The organism is Paraniabella hibiscisoli (genome assembly GCF_022512515.1).
In the GTDB taxonomy this organism is placed as follows: Bacteria; Bacteroidota; Bacteroidia; order Chitinophagales; family Chitinophagaceae; genus Niabella; species Niabella hibiscisoli.
Window position 1 is genome coordinate 1 of sequence record NZ_JAKWBK010000002.1, and the last position, 17,235, is coordinate 17,235.

26 protein-coding genes and 1 pseudogene are annotated in these 17,235 nt (G+C 38.3%); 7 read left to right on the top strand and 20 right to left on the bottom strand.

Features of this window, described 5'->3' with window-relative positions; translation table 11 throughout:
- Positions 1 to 413: 413 nt before the first annotated feature.
- Both MKP07_RS39850 and MKP07_RS28355 read left to right on the top strand, forming a co-directional pair.
- Positions 414 to 536 carry a hypothetical protein gene (locus MKP07_RS39850; RefSeq protein ID WP_262919978.1) on the top strand — a complete coding sequence of 41 codons (123 nt, stop codon included), beginning with the start codon at positions 414 to 416 and terminating at the stop codon, positions 534 to 536.
- Between the two features lie 889 nt (positions 537 to 1,425).
- Positions 1,426 to 1,842, top strand: a complete 417-nt coding sequence (locus tag MKP07_RS28355; RefSeq protein ID WP_262919524.1) for a very short patch repair endonuclease — start codon at positions 1,426 to 1,428, stop codon at positions 1,840 to 1,842.
- 81 nt (positions 1,843 to 1,923) lie between these two features.
- On the opposite strand, the pseudogene MKP07_RS28360 reads toward MKP07_RS28355, so the two are convergent.
- The 16 genes and pseudogenes from MKP07_RS28360 to MKP07_RS28425 all read right to left on the bottom strand — a co-directional run bounded on the left by MKP07_RS28360 (position 1,924) and on the right by MKP07_RS28425 (position 11,276).
- Positions 1,924 to 2,975, bottom strand: a pseudogene (locus MKP07_RS28360) (IS481 family transposase).
- A 71-nt stretch (positions 2,976 to 3,046) separates the two neighbouring features.
- The gene (locus tag MKP07_RS28365) at positions 3,047 to 3,820 is read right to left on the bottom strand and encodes an HNH endonuclease (protein WP_240850578.1); all 774 of its coding nucleotides are present in this window, start codon (positions 3,818 to 3,820) and stop codon (positions 3,047 to 3,049) included.
- A 2-nt stretch (positions 3,821 to 3,822) separates the two neighbouring features.
- Entirely contained in the window at positions 3,823 to 4,176 is a 354-nt protein-coding gene (locus MKP07_RS28370; RefSeq protein WP_240850579.1) for a hypothetical protein, read from the bottom strand.
- Positions 4,177 to 4,432: 256 nt separating this feature from the next.
- Positions 4,433 to 4,705, bottom strand: a complete 273-nt coding sequence (locus MKP07_RS28375) for a hypothetical protein (RefSeq protein ID WP_240851157.1) — start codon at positions 4,703 to 4,705, stop codon at positions 4,433 to 4,435.
- Positions 4,706 to 4,845: 140 nt separating this feature from the next.
- The gene (locus MKP07_RS28380) at positions 4,846 to 5,505 is read right to left on the bottom strand and encodes a response regulator receiver domain (protein WP_240851112.1); all 660 of its coding nucleotides are present in this window, start codon (positions 5,503 to 5,505) and stop codon (positions 4,846 to 4,848) included.
- Positions 5,498 to 5,899 carry an ATP-binding protein gene (locus tag MKP07_RS28385; protein ID WP_317236121.1) on the bottom strand — a complete coding sequence of 134 codons (402 nt, stop codon included), beginning with the start codon at positions 5,897 to 5,899 and terminating at the stop codon, positions 5,498 to 5,500. Before MKP07_RS28385 ends, MKP07_RS28380 begins: the two co-directional genes overlap by 8 nt.
- The gene (locus tag MKP07_RS28390) at positions 5,896 to 6,441 is read right to left on the bottom strand and encodes a hypothetical protein (protein WP_240851159.1); all 546 of its coding nucleotides are present in this window, start codon (positions 6,439 to 6,441) and stop codon (positions 5,896 to 5,898) included. The genes MKP07_RS28385 and MKP07_RS28390 overlap by 4 nt, the downstream gene beginning before the upstream one ends.
- A 137-nt stretch (positions 6,442 to 6,578) precedes the next feature.
- Positions 6,579 to 7,703: a hypothetical protein gene (locus MKP07_RS28395; protein ID WP_240850584.1), complete on the bottom strand. Its 1,125-nt coding sequence runs from the start codon at positions 7,701 to 7,703 to the stop codon at positions 6,579 to 6,581.
- Positions 7,694 to 8,398 (bottom strand): ATP-binding protein, encoded by a 705-nt coding sequence (locus MKP07_RS28400; protein ID WP_240851160.1) that lies wholly within the window; start codon positions 8,396 to 8,398, stop codon positions 7,694 to 7,696. The genes MKP07_RS28395 and MKP07_RS28400 overlap by 10 nt, the downstream gene beginning before the upstream one ends.
- Positions 8,388 to 8,696 (bottom strand): DNA cytosine methyltransferase, encoded by a 309-nt coding sequence (locus tag MKP07_RS39855; protein WP_262919979.1) that lies wholly within the window; start codon positions 8,694 to 8,696, stop codon positions 8,388 to 8,390. The genes MKP07_RS28400 and MKP07_RS39855 overlap by 11 nt, the downstream gene beginning before the upstream one ends.
- Positions 8,656 to 9,075, bottom strand: a complete 420-nt coding sequence (locus MKP07_RS43085; RefSeq protein WP_394803712.1) for a DNA cytosine methyltransferase — start codon at positions 9,073 to 9,075, stop codon at positions 8,656 to 8,658. Before MKP07_RS43085 ends, MKP07_RS39855 begins: the two co-directional genes overlap by 41 nt.
- Positions 8,984 to 9,217 (bottom strand): DNA cytosine methyltransferase, encoded by a 234-nt coding sequence (locus MKP07_RS39860; RefSeq protein WP_262919980.1) that lies wholly within the window; start codon positions 9,215 to 9,217, stop codon positions 8,984 to 8,986. Before MKP07_RS39860 ends, MKP07_RS43085 begins: the two co-directional genes overlap by 92 nt.
- A 22-nt stretch (positions 9,218 to 9,239) precedes the next feature.
- On the bottom strand, positions 9,240 to 9,527 hold the full coding sequence (locus tag MKP07_RS39865) for a DNA cytosine methyltransferase (protein ID WP_262919981.1): 288 nt from the start codon (positions 9,525 to 9,527) through the stop codon (positions 9,240 to 9,242).
- Positions 9,528 to 9,838: 311 nt separating this feature from the next.
- Entirely contained in the window at positions 9,839 to 10,669 is an 831-nt protein-coding gene (locus tag MKP07_RS28415; RefSeq protein ID WP_240851163.1) for an HNH endonuclease, read from the bottom strand.
- A gap of 182 nt (positions 10,670 to 10,851) precedes the next feature.
- Positions 10,852 to 11,088, bottom strand: a complete 237-nt coding sequence (locus MKP07_RS28420; protein ID WP_240850588.1) for a hypothetical protein — start codon at positions 11,086 to 11,088, stop codon at positions 10,852 to 10,854.
- Positions 11,085 to 11,276 carry a helix-turn-helix domain-containing protein gene (locus MKP07_RS28425; RefSeq protein WP_240851164.1) on the bottom strand — a complete coding sequence of 64 codons (192 nt, stop codon included), beginning with the start codon at positions 11,274 to 11,276 and terminating at the stop codon, positions 11,085 to 11,087. The genes MKP07_RS28420 and MKP07_RS28425 overlap by 4 nt, the downstream gene beginning before the upstream one ends.
- Before the next feature lie 101 nt (positions 11,277 to 11,377).
- Between MKP07_RS28425 and MKP07_RS28430 the strand changes: the two genes are divergently transcribed.
- The 4 genes from MKP07_RS28430 to MKP07_RS28445 are packed head-to-tail and all read left to right on the top strand — an operon-like array spanning position 11,378 to position 13,990.
- Entirely contained in the window at positions 11,378 to 11,803 is a 426-nt protein-coding gene (locus tag MKP07_RS28430; protein ID WP_240851167.1) for a hypothetical protein, read from the top strand.
- A 2-nt stretch (positions 11,804 to 11,805) separates the two neighbouring features.
- Positions 11,806 to 12,075 carry a hypothetical protein gene (locus MKP07_RS28435; RefSeq protein WP_240851168.1) on the top strand — a complete coding sequence of 90 codons (270 nt, stop codon included), beginning with the start codon at positions 11,806 to 11,808 and terminating at the stop codon, positions 12,073 to 12,075.
- The gene (locus MKP07_RS28440; RefSeq protein ID WP_240851169.1) at positions 12,045 to 12,875 is read left to right on the top strand and encodes a DUF2357 domain-containing protein; all 831 of its coding nucleotides are present in this window, start codon (positions 12,045 to 12,047) and stop codon (positions 12,873 to 12,875) included. The genes MKP07_RS28435 and MKP07_RS28440 overlap by 31 nt, the downstream gene beginning before the upstream one ends.
- Positions 12,830 to 13,990: a nuclease domain-containing protein gene (locus MKP07_RS28445; protein ID WP_240851170.1), complete on the top strand. Its 1,161-nt coding sequence runs from the start codon at positions 12,830 to 12,832 to the stop codon at positions 13,988 to 13,990. The genes MKP07_RS28440 and MKP07_RS28445 overlap by 46 nt, the downstream gene beginning before the upstream one ends.
- Positions 13,991 to 14,219: 229 nt before the next feature.
- On the opposite strand, the gene MKP07_RS28450 is transcribed toward MKP07_RS28445, so the two are convergent.
- The 4 genes from MKP07_RS28450 to MKP07_RS28465 form a co-directional block, all read right to left on the bottom strand.
- Positions 14,220 to 14,519 carry a type II toxin-antitoxin system RelE/ParE family toxin gene (locus MKP07_RS28450; RefSeq protein ID WP_240851171.1) on the bottom strand — a complete coding sequence of 100 codons (300 nt, stop codon included), beginning with the start codon at positions 14,517 to 14,519 and terminating at the stop codon, positions 14,220 to 14,222.
- A complete protein-coding gene (locus MKP07_RS28455; protein ID WP_240851172.1) occupies positions 14,512 to 14,763 on the bottom strand; it encodes a type II toxin-antitoxin system ParD family antitoxin in 252 nt (83 codons plus the stop codon). Before MKP07_RS28455 ends, MKP07_RS28450 begins: the two co-directional genes overlap by 8 nt.
- Before the next feature lie 255 nt (positions 14,764 to 15,018).
- The gene (locus tag MKP07_RS28460; protein WP_240851174.1) at positions 15,019 to 15,240 is read right to left on the bottom strand and encodes a hypothetical protein; all 222 of its coding nucleotides are present in this window, start codon (positions 15,238 to 15,240) and stop codon (positions 15,019 to 15,021) included.
- Between the two features lie 3 nt (positions 15,241 to 15,243).
- A complete protein-coding gene (locus tag MKP07_RS28465) occupies positions 15,244 to 16,140 on the bottom strand; it encodes a hypothetical protein (protein ID WP_240851176.1) in 897 nt (298 codons plus the stop codon).
- Between the two features lie 422 nt (positions 16,141 to 16,562).
- On the opposite strand from MKP07_RS28465, the gene MKP07_RS28470 reads away from it, so the two are divergent.
- Positions 16,563 to 17,120, top strand: a complete 558-nt coding sequence (locus tag MKP07_RS28470; RefSeq protein WP_240851178.1) for a hypothetical protein — start codon at positions 16,563 to 16,565, stop codon at positions 17,118 to 17,120.
- Positions 17,121 to 17,235: the final 115 nt, after the last annotated feature.

Here is a 17,235-nt window from a genome sequence, read left to right on the forward strand (position 1 = left end):
ATGTATGCAGAGTTGATGCTTGATCATCAGCTTGCCAAACACATTATCGAAAAAAAAGTTATAAAGCCCTGTCAAAAACGAGAGCTGGCAGGAATCTATGATAAGAACAATCCATTAGTGTTGGCAGGGCTTGCAGAGTAATTCATTTGCAACGCTCTCTTTGGTATTATCGAAGTGGTAAGGATGATAGGCGCCATTATCGATAAGCTTAGTTCTTTGGCGGATCGTTTTCCAACACGAGGTTTTGATAAGTACTATGCGATCATCCGCATTGAAGGGAAACAAATGGGCCAGAAGCCGTGCTACGTGTATCGTGAGATGAACCTGTGCAGGCGCAGAAGGCATAAGAAAAGGCTTCCTCACGAATCAAAGAACCGCTTCAAAAGCAATTACTGCCCAACCAAAGTTACAGTATGGACTTCATGTCTGATAGCCTGGTGAGCGGTAGAAAATTGCGCATATTTAAGGTGGTGGATGACTGTACGAGAGAGTCACTTGCAGTATGGTACGATTATTCTATCACCGGTCAGAAGTAACTGAGGATACTGGAGCAGATCACTGCAGAAGAGAAAGCCTCTTCAAGTAAGAGTAGACAATGGGCCAGAGTTCACCGGAAAAGCTTTTTAGTGAATGGTGCAGTGATCGATCAATAATTATTAAATACATACAACCCGGCAAGCCGATGCAAAATACTATATAGAAAGATTAAACAGAACATACAGAAGATGTGCTAGATGCGTATTTGTTTGAATCATTAGAGGAACTCAGAATACTCAACGATGAGTGGCAGCATGGCTAACCACCTAATGCCGCATCAATCGTTAAACAATCAAACGCCGGCAAAGGCCCATCAGTCGGCCCTGCCGGCACTTCATTTAAAACATATGACTGAACGGCAACAGCAGAACCCTGATCAACCATTTGCTCCAACAATCATATATTTTAAATGAACAATCACCAATTTGTCTAACTTAGACCTGTCTAAAAATGATAAGGCTTCAAGGGCACCTGGCCGTTATGTAGGGAAGTAAGTCTGCACTGCGGATCGCTGCATCATATACTAACAAAATTAGCATTTAAATTTGATGTGCCTCATTGATTCAAAAAGCGGGTACCAGGGGCAGCGGCGAGGAGGCGGCAGTACTTTTATTTTTATTTTTTCTTTGAGGGCGTACCCCCGGTATGGGCCGATGGGGCAAAAGTGCAGCAAGGTACACCTTATAGCCTTCGCGAATGTAATAAAGCGCTGCTCCCAAACCCCATACCGGGGCCGGGCTATCCGCTTGTAGTCCTCGCCCCGGCTAAGGGCCATGGCTATGGGCTACGCGCTGCTATCCCTCACGCGGGAAACATTATCACACACACAAGTTTAGCAGAAAAAAACATACTAAAAGTTACTTTTGTAGAATTAACTTGTGAACCAGGATGGCAGACGTACATGATAAAGCAACGCGAAGTTATAATATGAGCCAGGTTAAGGGCAAAGATACCAAACCTGAAATGTTGGTTCGCAAATTCCTTTTCGCACAAGGCTTCCGTTATAGATTACATGATAAAAAATTGCCCGGAAAGCCGGATATTGTTTTGCCTAAATATAAAACTGTAATCTTCGTTCACGGTTGTTTTTGGCATGGACATGAAGATTGTAAATATGCTGCGCTTCCTCAGACTAAAACAGAATGGTGGTTTAATAAAATTAACGGCAATATTAGCAACGATTGTAAAGCGATAAATACCCTTGAAGCAAGAGGGTGGAAAGTGTTAGTTATTTGGGGTTGTAGCCTTAAAAAGGCAAAATTGCAAGAGACGCTTCAGGACATTGTATTTCAGCTTAGAAGTTAAAAATTTTGTAATAGTTAGTACTTGATCGTACAGTCAGGGGGCTAATTTTTAAATTTTCAAAAGGGATACAGATTAAATTAATTAGGCTGCTGGACTCACTTGATCCAGCAGTTTTTGTTTGGCTAAGGTAAGCGATTCTTTAAAAGTTTGCAGTGGAGTTTTACCAAAGCAAAATCTGCCACTGTGAGGTCGCTCATTGTTGTAATGGTCCAGCCACTCGTCCAGATCATTTTGTAAAGTTTGAAGATCCTGGTAGAGCTTTCTTCGGAAGGCGATTGCATAGAACTCATCCTGCATGGTACGGTGTAAGCGTTCGCAAATTCCATTACTTTGGGGATGGCGCACTTTCGTTTTGCTGTGATCTATACCTTCAATCTGTAGATATAATTCATACTCATGATTTTCGGGTCTTCCGTTAAACTCAGTTCCTCTATCAGTAAGTATTCTGAGCATTGGTATTTCATGTTCGTCAAAGAATGGAAGAACTTTATCATTGAGAATATCTGCCGATGTAATAGCATGTTTGCTTGTATAAAAAGCTTAGCAAAAGCTACCCGGCTATAGGTGTCAATGAAGGTTTGTTGATAAATCCTACCTACACCTTTAATTGTGCCAACATAATAGGTGTCCTGGGAACCTAGATAACCAGGATGCTCCGTTTCAATTTCCCCATGGGCTTCTTGCTTTTCTTTTTTCCGTTCCATCGCTATAACCTGGGCTTCCGTAAGGATCAAACCGTCCTGAGCTACGCGAGCCTCCAGAGCCTTGAGACGTTTTTCAAAAATCTCCAGATCATGCCGTTGCCACACACAACGAACGCCAGCTGCTGAAATAAAAATACCCTGCTTGCGAAGTTCATTGGAAGCTCTGGATTGGCCATAGGCTGGAAAATCGAATGCCATTTTAACAACAGCATTCTCAACTGCTGGGTCTACACGATTTTTGGGAATGGGTTTACGGCGACTTATTTCTCTGAGAGCCTCTTCTCCTCCAGTCTCATAGAGTTGTTTAAGACGGTAAAAACTGTCACGGCTAGTACCCATTAATTTACAGGCACGAGTCACATTGTTCAATTGTTCGGCTAAATTGAGTAAGCCAACTCTGGATTTGATTAACTTAGTTGCAGAATTCATAATCTGACTTTTGGGGGTTATTAATTTAGTTTGTCGTTACTCTAAATTAACCCCAACTGTCAGATTAAGTCTTAACTTCTACAAGTTATTCTTCTTTCCTCTACAATTCCCTTCAATTCCTCAATACTAAATATGGGTTTTCTTTTGTGGATTATGGAATGACAATTAGGACAGACTGGAATTAAATCTTGCTCGGGATTAAATACATATTCCTTTCCAATAGAAGATATAGGAATTATATGATGTACATGAATATATCCTTTCCCAATATCGCCATATATTAAATAGAAGTCGAATTGGCAAACCTTACACAATGCACCATGATATGCTATACACATTCTTCTTGCCAGCGGATTACGCTCATACTTATTTACTGAAATTTTCGAAGTGGTACCTTCTCGCAAATGTGTATTTTTGGACAGCCCAGAGTAAGTAGGTTCTTCTAATAAATTATATGGATAATTTTCAAATTTCCAAACAACTTTAACCGGCGTTGTATTTTGGTATTCTTTTGCAACTACATTTCCTTCAAATACAAAGGGTGCCTTATCTTCTGTACGTGTAAACAAGAATATTTTCTGCTCTTCGGCAGGATGAAGCATTGCATCTATTTGGGGTTGTTTTAAATGGGATGTTGTAGCACCTTCCCATACAAACAAGTCTCCATCCCAATAGTTATTGTAGTCATGGCCCGTTCTACCAGGAATGCCTACATTGGAGAAAATGAAATAATTTCCTTCATATTCTCTGTACCCTTTATCCCAGGCACCTCTTTGTCTTTCTGGAGGTACATCAAGAATCTTGTAGATATCCCGTTTGGTATATTTATTACCTATTTCAAACATGACTAAATCTTCACAAAATCAACGCCTACTCTTGAAGGGTGACCGAATGCATGGTTCGCTATCCTTTGAGCATAATCATTGCGTAATGTAGTTATATACTTAACATCAAAATAATTAAGATTTTGATCAATTTGTTCTTTAGTAAACTTATTAGTTATATCCCAAATTCTGATTTTGTTATCTATAAGCTTGTTTCTTTCGACGTTGTAAACTTTAGGTTTAATATAAAAGGGTTTATAAAGAAAAGACTTGTAAGCTCTTAATTCTGCCTCTAGCTTTCTATTATAAAATTGCTCATCTGTTTCTCCGTCCTGTTTTTTAATTTTCCCCTTCTTTACAATCTCTGCATCCCCCATTGTACTACTTTATTGTTAGGCAGAAAACTCAGAAATGCAGTGTCGCCTAATCGCAATGCAGTTTCCACATCCGGAAACTCTTTACCTTTTGCAAAGTAAAAATTTGATTCAATTTTGTTTGGGTAATAACAATCACACAAAGCTGTTATGCATAGATAATAGTCTTCTCCTGAGCCTTGAAAAACATCTCCGAAATTTAAATTTGGTATATCTTCCGAATTTAAACTTTTTACAGAAACAGCATTGTAAAAGACGTTCAACTGAAATAAGTCTTCAACTGTCGGTGCTTTTTTTCTAATTCTACACTTTTAAAGTTTAAAAAGTCTTCTTTCAATAATTCTAGTTTTGCCGTTCTTAATTTTAGAGTTGCTTGCTCTAACAAAAGTTTCTTGACAATAATTCCAAATGTTTTATCATCCTTAATATGATTTCTGAATTGAAAAAGTGCTTCTGTGGAAGATTTTAAAATTGTTTCATCAATAAAGCGTTCATTTTTGTTAAATACGGATTGCATTTCCAGTCCTAGCAATTGAAAAAAACTGCTTTTATTCTTTATTACCTGATCTGATATCCTTCTAATTAAATGACTATAGTCGGAATCGCCTTCTTCCTTTTTTATAGCCAGAACAAAAGTATTATTTATAATAAAAGAATCTTCTCCTGAATAAATTACTTCGTGGTTAATATAATTTTCTTTTTGAAAAAGTACTTTTCGTAGTCAAGAGAAATGTTAATTAGATCAAGTACTATGTTTTTCGACTTATCTCTAAACCTTTCAATAGGAAATTCATCTAAGACTATCTGATTATCTTCAAAAAATGAATCAATACTATTGCTAGGGTTTCTCTGAAATTCTGCAATTTCTTCTATTGTTACATGAGCATAGGTATTCTTTATATTTTCAATTTCGTCTTTTTGCAAACCAGAAAAGTATGCTGTTAAATAGAGAGGTATCTTATCAAAATTTGCCGCCCTTGAGTAAATGCAGCAAAAATTAATGTATGGCGCTTCTATGGATTTCGCAAGTAGTTCTAATGAATATTGTTGTCCATCATTGTCATTCAGCTCCCAATCTAATAGTATCAAATCTTTTCCTGTAAACAAATAATTTATCAAAGAATTATCTGTTATCTGCTCTTTTTGAAACTTATGAACTAGCAGGCTTTTTCCATTCTCTTTGAATGTTTTAAACAATGCCCCCGATAATTTTTCTTCTACTACACCTGTGTCAATCGGGGTTCCGGAATAAAAATCTTTAGCTTTATCATCAATAAAAACAGCAGAATTTATAGATGAATTTAATATGGCAAATGCTTTATCACTATACATTTCCTTCAATAGTTTGGTTTATCACGAAGCATGCTCCGTTTAAAGAGTTATAGGTTTTATCATTAGTTGCATAAATATCCAGGCCGGCTTCGTTTAAACTTTGTTTCGATAAATAAAGTCCGATACCTCTGCCGTTAGGACGCTGAGAATAGAAAAGGTCACATATTTTATCAAGTCTATAATCGGGTATCTTTTCTCCCGAATTAGCAATAACGATTTCCTTACTATCAGGCAAATAATCAAGCTTAATGATGCGTTGTTCTTTATTGCGCATCCAATAAATTGCGTTATTGATAATGTTTATAAATACGGTGTGAATTACAGGTTCTTTAATACTGATAGAATGGTTTTTGAAATCGTCAGATACTTCAAATTGTATATCGTATTCTTTTATTTGATTTTCAAAAAATCAAGTAAGTAATTATAAATAGTGTTTCCCGCAATATCTTTTACCAATGCGCCGGATATCCGATATAAAGGTGATAATAGTGCATATTTATCTTCTAATTGTTTAAAATTTCTTTCTAAAAAATTAAACTCTGAAATCGAATTGACCTCATTATTTTCACGTAACACGCCTAATTGATTATTTATTTTTGCGTACAGCTGGTTAAACTCATGGTCAATAATTTCAACAGCAATACCCAATTGAGCTGTATCTCTTGTTTGTTCCCATTGATATTTCATTTGCTCATACTGTGCTTTATAAGCACCTTGAACTTGCTCTTCATCAATATCAAAGGATAATCGCTTAATATGTTCTACCAGCGGAAACAATGTTTTTTCCGCTTCTGCTAGTAGTGTGCTGTACAGGTTTTCTACCTCATTGGTGAATTGGCCCACCTGCTCTTTAGAGACTATAGTATTAAGCGTTTTTTCTTTATTTTCAGAAAGTGAGTTACTTAGACGTTTTGCCCGTTCTCTGTAATCCTTCATTAAAGAATCAGATTTTTCATCTAGCTGTTGCCGGTATTCATTAAGTGATTTTTCCAGGGCTGAAATATACCCGTTATATTTTTTGGTAAAATCGATCTTTAAATCCCTGATCTCCAGTTTGTCCTGCGCCTTTTTATTTAATGCTTCTCTTCGGGGGTTACCAATTCAATATAATTATTAAGGCGGCTTTCAAATTTATACAATCGTTCTTTTTGGGTCTCCGTAGGTTTATATCGCTTAGGAACTTTCGGGACCAAACCTTTAAACTCTAAATCTAGTTTTTGAATTTCGTCCAAAATATCTTCAACCTCCGAGTAGGTGATATTAATGTTATTCAGTTTTTCATCCAGTGTAGTCAGCAGGTGTTCATATTTTGTTTGATGTTCTTCTAACCTTTGCGGATAACTGGTCAATGATTTGGTAAATGCAATTTTTTCCGCCTTTTCTCTGGCTTTATCGGCTTGTAAAGCCTCATTTTGAGCGTTAATTTGTTTCTTCTTATCCAGAAAAAGTGATTCTTTGGCTTCAGTAGCAAAATAGTCTTGCGCTAGTGTTACAAAAAAACCAATAACATCATTTACGAAAGATTGATACTGGGTATTGGCAATTAAACCTTCGCGACTTGATTTATCTATTAGCTTTGGATTTTTATCTCTTTCGAGTCCAAGGTAGCCAAACATTCTTCTGTAGGAAAAATAATAAGTTCCCGCCCTTTTGGATCGCCTCTCTTCAAAATTTAGAAAATCTGCATTGTACCTCCCATAAGGCAGCACTCTAAATTCATCTCTATAAATATATAATCCACCATATAAAGTGGCTTTTGCTTTTAACCCTGCGAACTGTTGCTCTGTAAGAAGTGATGATTTTTCTTCACCTTGAGAGTAGCCTAATTCAATAGGAATTTCACCGTAGAAGGACGATGATTTTCTTTGCCTCGGGTTCAAATAATCGTAATCTATGATTTGGTCATAAATTCTTATTTGTCCTTTAAACCCTCCCTTGCCATCAAATTTCCCATTTATAAAAACATCTGCTAAGTCAAAATCGCTTCTCGTGAAAAAATTGCCAGATGAAGTAAGTAAATCATATTGTTCAGATTCAGTGTGAATATTTATAATAGTAGAAATGTGTATTGTTTTCTCTTTAAACGGATTTGTAAAGCCTGATAAACTGGTGAGCACAAACATTTTTTCATCTCTATTATCATCATCTTTTTCTGAAAGCTCTATGATTTGATTAATAGGGTCAAAAATCAAGAACATAGTTCCGTGTGCGTCATCTGAGTGAAAAAAGAAGATATATGGTTTAAAACAGGTTCTTCTAATATTGTATTTTTCGTCTCTGAAATAATAACCGATTTTAAATCTATTTGTTTGTCTTCCCAAATCGGGTTACCATCTGCGTCAGACTCTTTATCAAAGTTTGACAAAAACATCCGCTTCAATTTAGAAAATGCTGTTTCTAATAACTCGATATTTTCGACAGATTGAATAGGAATAACAATGTCGTCCAGAAATAAATTATAATTTTCTAACAACCTCCAATCAAAATATACTGCTTGCAAAGGATAGCCCATTTTCTTAGTCAGCATCAGCATAGGGTTGCCTAAATAGGCTACAGACAAGCGTCCTATACCTTTTTCGCCTGCTTTAATACGGGGCTTTTTCCACAGCGTATCTTCAGACTCCTGCTCCAGTTCCGCCCTGGACTTTGAGTCTGTTCCCAGCACCAGCCATTTATCTAAGATATCCGTGTCGGACATTCCTTTACCGTCATCAGAAATGGCGAAGTAAGTTTTTGAAAGTCCTTTGTAACCTTCTTTGTATAAATCAGCTCTCAGGCTATCGGCATAAGCATCATAACCGTTTTTCCATAATTCTGTAATGGCAGTAGGTAAATCGGCAATTTGTCCTTTTCCCAATAAATCAACAGCCCGGGCTTTCGTTCTAAATTGCATTTGCATGTTTTTTTATAGCCATACCTATATGTCTGGCATATTCGGGTGGAACGGCATTACCAATAAGGCGTGCTATAGAAGCAATGCTGGGACCATAAAATTTATATGTTTTAGGAAAGGATTGCAAAGTGGCACCTTCTCTCAATGATAACGGTCTGTCTTCTTCCGGGTGTATAAATCTGCCATTGGAAATACTGAAAAACTTGGTTGTAATCGTAGGTGATGGTCTGTTCCACCAAAGTCTGCCGTAAGTATCTTTAAAAGAATCGTCTCTGCCTATAAAACACTTTAATTGCAAGTGCTCTATATTGGCGAAGCCAAATCTGGTACCCCGTCTTTTTTATATATTGTAATCTTTCAGCATTAATACTACTTATCTTTTGTACCGTATGTATAAAAGGAGTAGTATCTTTATGACCGTGCGAAATCTTCGGAAAACCATTTTGCTCACCGAGTACATCAGACACCGTTATCGGTTTCGAATTTAGTTTAGCAGGAAAAATAGCTTCGTCGATAACCCGGTTGGCAACCAGTGTAAATCTTTTTCTGCTTTGAGGTACACCGTAATCGCAAACATTGTGAACATCAAAATGCACTTTTATAGCCTTCTGTTTCGAGCCAATGTATAAATCCTGCCAGTCCGCTTTCTTCTTTTTGCCGCAATACACCAGGTACATTTTCTACCACAACAAAGCCTGGTCTGAAATATTCTACAAACCTTCTGAATTCGATCAATAAGTTTTTAGATTCACTTGATTTTTTCTTGTCAGTGTTTATGATACTCCAAAACTGGCAGGGGCTACAACCGATGAGTATCAACTCATCGTCGTTTCTTTTAGTCCTAGTTTTTTTGAAGTTGCTGCTCTTTCAACTCAAAAACATTGGCCAGAATAAACTGAGCACCATCTATATTTGATTCATATGTTTCTCTACACTGTTCTTCGTAATCTATACCGGCCAGAACATTAATTCCGGCCATCTTCATACCATAACTCATGCCGCCACCGCCGCAGAAAAAATCTACTGCTTTAAGCCCGCTGAGCGGAAGATTATTGCCGTTTTTAGTCGTTTTTTCATTCGGTCCAAATGTATTACTAAATTTAACTATTTTATACACAATAGTTTGCAAATTTCAGTAATTTTATTATTCTTTTACTACAGTATTTTTCTTAACAATACAAAAATACTTTTCATTTTTCGTTAAAAACCGGGGTTTTCCCCGTTTTTTGTTACTGTTTTTTACTTATGAGCTGTTGTAGTAACAGCTTTTGATCCTGAGCCACAAAGCTAATTCAACCTCACAAACAAATCAATACTGGAAAACCCTACTTTTTAATAGAGCAATCTGCAATAGTTATTATTGACAAGAAGCATTCTTCTATTTCTGATTGCAAAATATACTTAGATGATACCGAATTTAGCGGCATTTACAATATGTAATTAAAACCAGCTTTCATAAAGTTCAGATGTTACGATGCTTCTTGCCCCTTTACTTGTATTACAACTGTCACAAAGTAATTGAATATTTGCTACATCATTTAAGCCGCCCTGCGCAAGGGGCATAATATGATCGTAATGGTTTTTATTATTCATAGAGACGATCCCTGATAGGTCTTTGTGACATAAGCAGCACCTGCCGCGATCCCTGAAATAAACAGCTTTCTTGCACCATTCCGGTATATGCACCCGTTTAAGGATACCTGCTTTTGTAAAATACTTTGCAGCTTGTTCATATTCTTCTTCGTCAAAATCTACTAAGTTTATACGATCCATGCGCTGTGCTATCATATCATTAAATAATAACAATATTTTGCGGTTATTAAACATCAGGTAGAAAATTTCGTCTGCAATTTTTTCGTATAAATCCCATAATATGCCAGTCAAATAAAGTTCTTCATGATACTTTTCAACATCATCATAGGTCTTGAACTCTTCTCCATCCAGGTAGTTTTCCATATTATAATCGTCTAACGCATGTACCGCGTAGGGAGTGAACTTATCACGGGCGTGTAATTGACAATACTTAAAATCACGTTCATCGTGCTCGTGCATATCATTGTCAAAAAATTCACCTACAATATGCTGAATGAATACATGAAATGCACTTTTTTTTTGAAACGGTTCTGCCAGTTTATATAATATGCCTTCATCGGCGAAAAAGTTACTTATGAAGCCCAGGAGCTCAGCGTCGCCGGACAAAACATTATTGACAATATTGGCATAATAATAAGTATTAAAATATGTATGCCTGAAAAAGCCCTTTGTTTTCATTATTGTTAACTTAAGATATTGGATTACTATTGGAGAATATTACATCCGCGTGAGGGATACGGCGGGCGGCGACTGCAAGGAGCCGGTGCAAAGCACGGAAGCGCAGCGCACCCCACAGTAGCCCGACCCTGCCCACTAAAATATCAACAACAAATAGGGCAGGGGCACGCCCAAAATAAAAACTACCTGTTATTTATCAACTGCTCATATCTGGCAATCATTTCATCTTGTGCTTTTATCATTCTTTCATAAAGAGCCATTTTCTCCTCATGTAGCTTCATTAGTTCATCAATGGGATTGTTATTGATTGTAGCAACTACTGATGTTCCAATCATAGCCTCTTTATTAAAAGTATTCGCGATTACATTCACCGCCTGCTCTTCATCAAAATTCTGGATCGCCTCTACAGGTATTTTCAATAGGGCAGATATTTTTGAAGTAGGGGAGTATCAATCGTTTCCTTCTGCTCAAGCAGGGATACGGCCTGCTGGCTCATGTTGAGGTCAAAAGCCAGGGCATCTTGTTTTATACCCAGCATCTCGCGGAAACGTTTAATGTTGCGGCCTTCGTGTACTTTATGGTTCGGCATAGCAGTATGTGTTGTCATAGGAGCAAATTTAGTTTTTTCAAATTAGATTATGCAAGCCTAAAGGTACATAAAATACAGGCTTTTTGGTGTAAAACACAGCGGATTTATGTAGGAAACAATTGCCCCGGAAAGCAGCGCAGGTTCATAAAACCCTGCTCCAGTTCTTTAAGGAGTTAAGAAAACTTGGCGCTGAGTTTGGCTATAGAAGCGCTACAGAAATGTTGCATTTATTGTATCAACTCGGCACCATTAATAGCGCGCTCACTTTAAATGAGCAATTAGACATAGCTATTATGCAAAAACTACTGCCCAAGCTACACGGCTCGCGCCGCAAGCTTTGTCCTGTGCTGATTGCTTTAGGTAAGCTGTGCGTTGAAAATTCTAAAAATGTCGATAAAATTAGCCATATCGAAAAGGATATATTTGAGTTGGAAGACTACAATTATAACCAGAAGCAGGTGTTATATCCTTTATCGCTCGAAAAAATAGTACGTATGTATAAAGGAGCTATAGATAACGGATTTGCCAGTTTTGCAGAAGCTTAAATATGAAAAGTGTATCCTCCATAGCCATTTCATTCGATCATATAGAAGCTGAGCTGCAGCTATATGTGGATGCGCGCCAGCCCAACACATTGTTTGATGCTGAGGGCAGCGCTGTGGCGTATAATGAAGCACGTTTTCAATTAGTAGAAGGCTGCTTTTATGATTTTACCTGGAGCCATCCGGCCTATCGCTTAGGCGATATTGGAGCAAACATCATCACGCCACATAAGCGAAACCTAATATGGGAACTATTGCCCCCAATATTTTTGTAGGCACTTTAAATATCCCTATTTACCATCAACAGCAGACAGCTGCTGTTAGCCAGGTAGCCTTAGAGGTACAATCTATAAAATCTAGCTACCGTGATGATTATCGCGATATGCTGGCATTTATTACCGAAAAATGTACTGATTTATTGCTGCAATCCAATGCACCGGCGGTCCATTATTTTGAGGTAGATTATAGTAAAGACAGCCAAACGCTATACCAGAAATTTGCCTTTATACAGTCGGTTATTGATACAGATGAATTTGCAGCAGCTATTAATAAAATCGTTACCGAACCCGTTACGCGCTGGGTAGACGCTTTAGCCACAAAAGACGTAAGACAAATACGGCGGCTCTCTCATGCACAGGTAAAAGAGCTGTTGAAGGGAAGTAACCGCGTACCACTTGCTGATGAGTATACGTTCAAAAGTGCCGGACTGCATACCATACCCCAACAGATTAAAGCTGTACGCAAAATAGATTCAGTGGACACTCCAGAGAATCGTTTTGTAAAACATGTATTAGAAACATTACTTCAATTTTGCACCGATATTCATTATGCGGCGGCTCATCAAACCAAGCTGTATCAGGAATCTTTGTTGCTGATGCGCAAGCTAGAATCCTTTTTGCATCACGGTTTTTTTACCAATATTTCCAAACCTCATACCTTAAAACTCAATAGCCCCATTTTACAACGCAAAGAGGGTTATAGAGAAGTATTGCGCACTTGGTTGATGTTTAACCTTGCTGCCAAACTAGTATGGCAGGGTGGGGAAGATGTGTACCAAGGTGGCAAAAAGATGTAGCCACACTTTATGAATACTGGCTATTCTTTAAGCTGCTTACCCTGTTTCAAGAAGCGTTTCAGCTAAGCCCCACTGATGTAGGACAATTGATAGAGCCAACCGATGAAGGCCTTAACCTGCGCCTAAAACAAGGCAAACACTATCCCATAAAAGGCATCTATAATGCCGGTGGCAGAAAACTGGCGATCCGTTTTAGTTACAATCGATCATTTAGGGGTCACAAAGATTATCCCGACGCGGGTAGCTGGACTATGACTATGCGGCCCGATTATACCCTTTCCTTTTGGCCGGCAGGCATTACAGAGCAGGAAGCAGAAGCGCAAGAACTGATTGTGCATATTCACTTCGATGCTAAGTATAAAGTAGATAGCTTCAATGGATATGCGGCAACCTTAGATGAAGCGGTATTAATGCAAGAGAAGAACGAGCAGCGCAAAGGCCTCTATAAAAATGCAGATTTATTAAAAATGCATGCCTATAAAGATGCCATCCGGCGCACAGGAGGTGCTTATATATTATATCCAGGTAGCGAAGCGTTGACCAGGCAGGGCTTTCATGAAATCATACCCGGTTTAGGAGCTTTCCCGGTGCGCCCCTCTAAAACCAACGACGGTACCGGTGCGCTCAAAGCCTTCATTTTAGCGGTGATCGATCATTTTATCAATCGTACATCGCAACGCGAAAAACTGGCTTATCATACCTTTGATATTTTTAAAGAAAAGCCAAAGGCAAAGCATGTTTTAAAAGATGCATTGCCCGAAGCCTATGGTGCCAACCGCGATTTATTGCACGACGATAGCTTTGTATTGATTGGGTATTACAAGTCTGCAGCACAACTAGCTTGGATAGAGCAAAACCATTTGTACAACTTTAGAACCGGCAATGGCCCTGGCGCCTTAGTGTTGAGCAAAGAAACCGTAAGCGCCAGATACCTATTGTTACACACCAAAGGGCAACAACACTCTGGCCAGCTTTGGAAAATTGTGGGTAAAGGTCCCCGGCTTTTTTCAAAGCAAGATCTATTAGCCAAAAATTATCCTGATCCTAGCCAGGATCATTATCTGGTGTTGCAACTGGCTCCTGTACAAGATCCAGAATTTATCCATCTGCAATGAAACTTTAAACAGTTGCGCCATTATGTGCGAGGCCGGGCAGCTGCCTTTCCTTTTACTGCAAGCCTGGCAGAATTGATGCGAGTGGTAAAGACAGATTTGTAACTGGTAAAGTCTATGAAATATGTGCAGCCGATTGACGAAAGGGCAAGGTGGTGGGTGAGCGTTGTGTTAGCGGTGAAGCCATCCATAGATAGTCTTTTTACTTTGTATAGCTAGAAATTGACAGCAATTATTCCTTCAGTCTGCTTTTCAAATCCATTCTTGAATGAAGAATTCTCACTATTTCAACTTCTTCGGGTTTAATTATCCTGTAAAAAATGATGTGCTTACCTACTTTAAACCCCAATATCTTTTTCGATATCTTTTCATAGCTTTTGCCCAAATCTGGGTTTTCTGCTATTTCCTCAAATGTCGAAATGATCAGCTCATAATACTTATCTGCCTGGTTTTCCGACCACACTTCATAAGTATAATCCCAAATCCGGGTAAGGTCTTCAACTGCCTTATTCGTTAAAACATATTTAGCCATTCTTTCTCTTCGCAGATTTTAAGTGGGCCAAATGTTTTTTTGCATCAAAATTTTTAGCAACGCCGCTATTAATGCCTTCTTCAATGGCTTTTTTAAGCGCCTGTACCTTGTTTTCTTCTTCTTCCAGCAATCGCAGCCCCGCCCTTATAACTTCACTGGCATTGCTATACCTGCCTGCTGCTATACTGTGTTCAACAAAATCTTCAAAGTAATCACCCAATGATACTGATGTGTTACGTCCCATAACGTTTTCTTTTTTATGTAAAGTTACCAAATTTTGGTAACTTTTTCAAGTTCGCCATAATGTTGAATTTACGGCGTATTACAGTAGACCGATTTTAATTTTTGAGTGTTAACTAAATGCGTGAGGCCCGCCAATACACAATAAACAAGTGGAGCAAGGGGCACACCCAGGGTATAGTACAGACCCATAATAGCGCTAATACGGTCTTGCATCATCCATCTTTATGCAACAGATCCGGCTTAAACGCTACTGCTTTTACCGGTACTTTTCTTTTTCCATCCAACGCTGCAAAAGAGAAAGACGCTTAATGGAATTATTGGCCAGGTATTGCAAGAAATCTTTTTCTTTCAGAAGGTACGCAACCCGGTCGAGGCTTATTGTACGTGTCCGTTCACCCACCTCCAGGTTATTCTTTAAAATGGTATACCCGATATGTACAGCCTGGTTGTAGTCCAGCAATATAGTATTTGCCTGCACCAGTCACCCGTCTTTTAATTCTACAATATCGTTCTGCTGTATTAGTAAATTGTTTAAAAAGACTGCTTGCTGCTGGTGTAGTATTTCGTTTTTTTGATCTATTAAAAAATGATCATACAGGTAAGCTATTAACCTGCGGATCACCGCTTCATCAAGGTATCGGTAACCTGTGGTCGCCAACTCCTGCTTTAGGGCTTCAGCAAGTTTAGCGGTATGTACATGCACTTCATCAATTGTATGCAAACCATTAATGTGTATGGGTACATCATACTTTAGTAACAGGGAGTGTATATCCGTTAAGGTTATGGCCGACAACTGTTGTAGCAGAGTGTCCGTTAGCTTAAAGCGGGTTCTTTCGGCTATATATATTTTTCGCGTCTGCCGGGCCAGCCGGTGCAGCCTGGCCCATTGCCATGTATCGGTTTCAAAACGATCCAACTTAAAGCCATTGCCCCTGTCCTGTAAAGCAGCACGTATATCTTTAGCCGCATAATTTGCGTGTGGCCATTTACTAATGTCCTGTACTTTTATGGCTGTACCAGGGTCCAATGCATCTTCCAATTGTAGTATGGCATTGGCTGTAAGACTTTCATAAATACTCCGAAACTCCAGCAGCAATAATAATTTTGATCCTCTTTTATATTCGTACCTGCTGGTGTTGGTAGATAAAGTGAAGGTATAATTGGGGCTGCCTTCAAACATAAACTCCCGCTCATTTAAAGAGGGTATTGCCCAATAAGCATCATTTACTTTTACATCGTAAGTAACGCTTATGTATTCATTCCCATAATTTTCCTCATAACTATATCCTATACTAACGCATTTGATATATTGCTTTTGTGCTATAGTTTGCTTTATGCGTACATATAGAAAATGTGCCAGGGATAACGAATCGTTCATTTAGCTTATTGATTGCCATATAAATATATAAATTTGTTTTTTCTGATACAAACAGTCTGTAGAATTTTTAACTAAATTTACATTTATTCAATTGATTATCAATATTTTATTGTCTTTACAATAATTAATTGACCTGGAATTACATCGGACTATATACCTAAAGATTAAAATTTAAAACGATAAAGTATTGATTAACAGACTTAAATGATAGAATGTGCGGTAGGTTAGGTTCGAGTCCTGTTTTATTGGAAAAATGCTTATTTTTTAGAAATTGTACCAGTAAATCATAAACAGAACTGGAGAGGAGGCTAAGCAGGAACCCTGCAATTAATTCTATAGCATTTTCCATAGCTGCAAAGATAATGATAAATAAAAAACGCATACGTACCTTATTACGAAAGACAGCAGATAAATTTATTTCGGTGCGCAGCATAATGCCGCTGCTAAAATGGAAGCAAAAAGAAACCGCCCAACTGCTGGATTATCTCGAAGCCCAGGGCTATATAGAGCCATCGGCTATAGGGCAAGGTTACTGGCAGATCTCGATGCGGGGCAGGGTATTAGCTCATAGCGTATTGGTTAGGGAATTTAAAGCTGATACCATAAACCGGCACCTGGATGCATTGCTTGCCCGTGCCCGGGAGGTAAACGAATCTACCCGGTTTCCCGATCGTATTACCTGCATCAAGGTTATAAGTCCATATCCTGTAGCGCAGCGCAGTACCGGTATAAAGATCGCATATTGCTTAAGCCGTAAAGATATTACAGAAGAAGCTTACGAGTCGGCTGCCCATGAGCTTAGGGCCGCCTATAAAGGCAATTTTGGCAATATACTCAGTTATTATACTTATCCCGCAAAGGCTATTGCACGCTTTTTACAATCGGGCAGTAAAGTGCTGAAGCTGCATGAATATAATGCCCAAGACCTCATACAACTGCAGGGTCATATTGTATTGGATACTTTAACACTTCGGCAGTAATTCGTTATAAACCAGTCTTTCATATATACCTTAAAGTGTAATATTTACAATCAATCTAGTTATGTGTGGAAGGTTTTGAGAAAACCACATTGGTAATCCGGTCGGCAACTGGAAT

What these genes read in the sequence shown, in the direction of transcription:
- MKP07_RS39850 (WP_262919978.1), top strand. Translation starts at nt 414, where the DNA reads ATGGACTTCATGTCTGATAGCCTGGTGAGCGGTAGAAAATTGCGCATA.
- MKP07_RS28355 (WP_262919524.1), top strand. Translation starts at nt 1,426, where the DNA reads ATGGCAGACGTACATGATAAAGCAACGCGAAGTTATAATATGAGCCAG.
- MKP07_RS28365 (WP_240850578.1), bottom strand. Translation starts at nt 3,820, where the DNA reads ATGTTTGAAATAGGTAATAAATATACCAAACGGGATATCTACAAGATT.
- MKP07_RS28370 (WP_240850579.1), bottom strand. Translation starts at nt 4,176, where the DNA reads ATGGGGGATGCAGAGATTGTAAAGAAGGGGAAAATTAAAAAACAGGAC.
- MKP07_RS28380 (WP_240851112.1), bottom strand. Translation starts at nt 5,505, where the DNA reads ATGTATAGTGATAAAGCATTTGCCATATTAAATTCATCTATAAATTCT.
- MKP07_RS28390 (WP_240851159.1), bottom strand. Translation starts at nt 6,441, where the DNA reads ATGAAGGATTACAGAGAACGGGCAAAACGTCTAAGTAACTCACTTTCT.
- MKP07_RS28395 (WP_240850584.1), bottom strand. Translation starts at nt 7,703, where the DNA reads ATGTTCTTGATTTTTGACCCTATTAATCAAATCATAGAGCTTTCAGAA.
- MKP07_RS28400 (WP_240851160.1), bottom strand. Translation starts at nt 8,398, where the DNA reads ATGCAATTTAGAACGAAAGCCCGGGCTGTTGATTTATTGGGAAAAGGA.
- MKP07_RS43085 (WP_394803712.1), bottom strand. Translation starts at nt 9,075, where the DNA reads ATGTACCTGGTGTATTGCGGCAAAAAGAAGAAAGCGGACTGGCAGGAT.
- MKP07_RS28415 (WP_240851163.1), bottom strand. Translation starts at nt 10,669, where the DNA reads ATGAAAACAAAGGGCTTTTTCAGGCATACATATTTTAATACTTATTAT.
- MKP07_RS28425 (WP_240851164.1), bottom strand. Translation starts at nt 11,276, where the DNA reads ATGACAACACATACTGCTATGCCGAACCATAAAGTACACGAAGGCCGC.
- MKP07_RS28435 (WP_240851168.1), top strand. Translation starts at nt 11,806, where the DNA reads ATGAAAAGTGTATCCTCCATAGCCATTTCATTCGATCATATAGAAGCT.
- MKP07_RS28440 (WP_240851169.1), top strand. Translation starts at nt 12,045, where the DNA reads ATGGGAACTATTGCCCCCAATATTTTTGTAGGCACTTTAAATATCCCT.
- MKP07_RS28445 (WP_240851170.1), top strand. Translation starts at nt 12,830, where the DNA reads ATGGCAGGGTGGGGAAGATGTGTACCAAGGTGGCAAAAAGATGTAGCC.
- MKP07_RS28450 (WP_240851171.1), bottom strand. Translation starts at nt 14,519, where the DNA reads ATGGCTAAATATGTTTTAACGAATAAGGCAGTTGAAGACCTTACCCGG.
- MKP07_RS28455 (WP_240851172.1), bottom strand. Translation starts at nt 14,763, where the DNA reads ATGGGACGTAACACATCAGTATCATTGGGTGATTACTTTGAAGATTTT.
- MKP07_RS28465 (WP_240851176.1), bottom strand. Translation starts at nt 16,140, where the DNA reads ATGAACGATTCGTTATCCCTGGCACATTTTCTATATGTACGCATAAAG.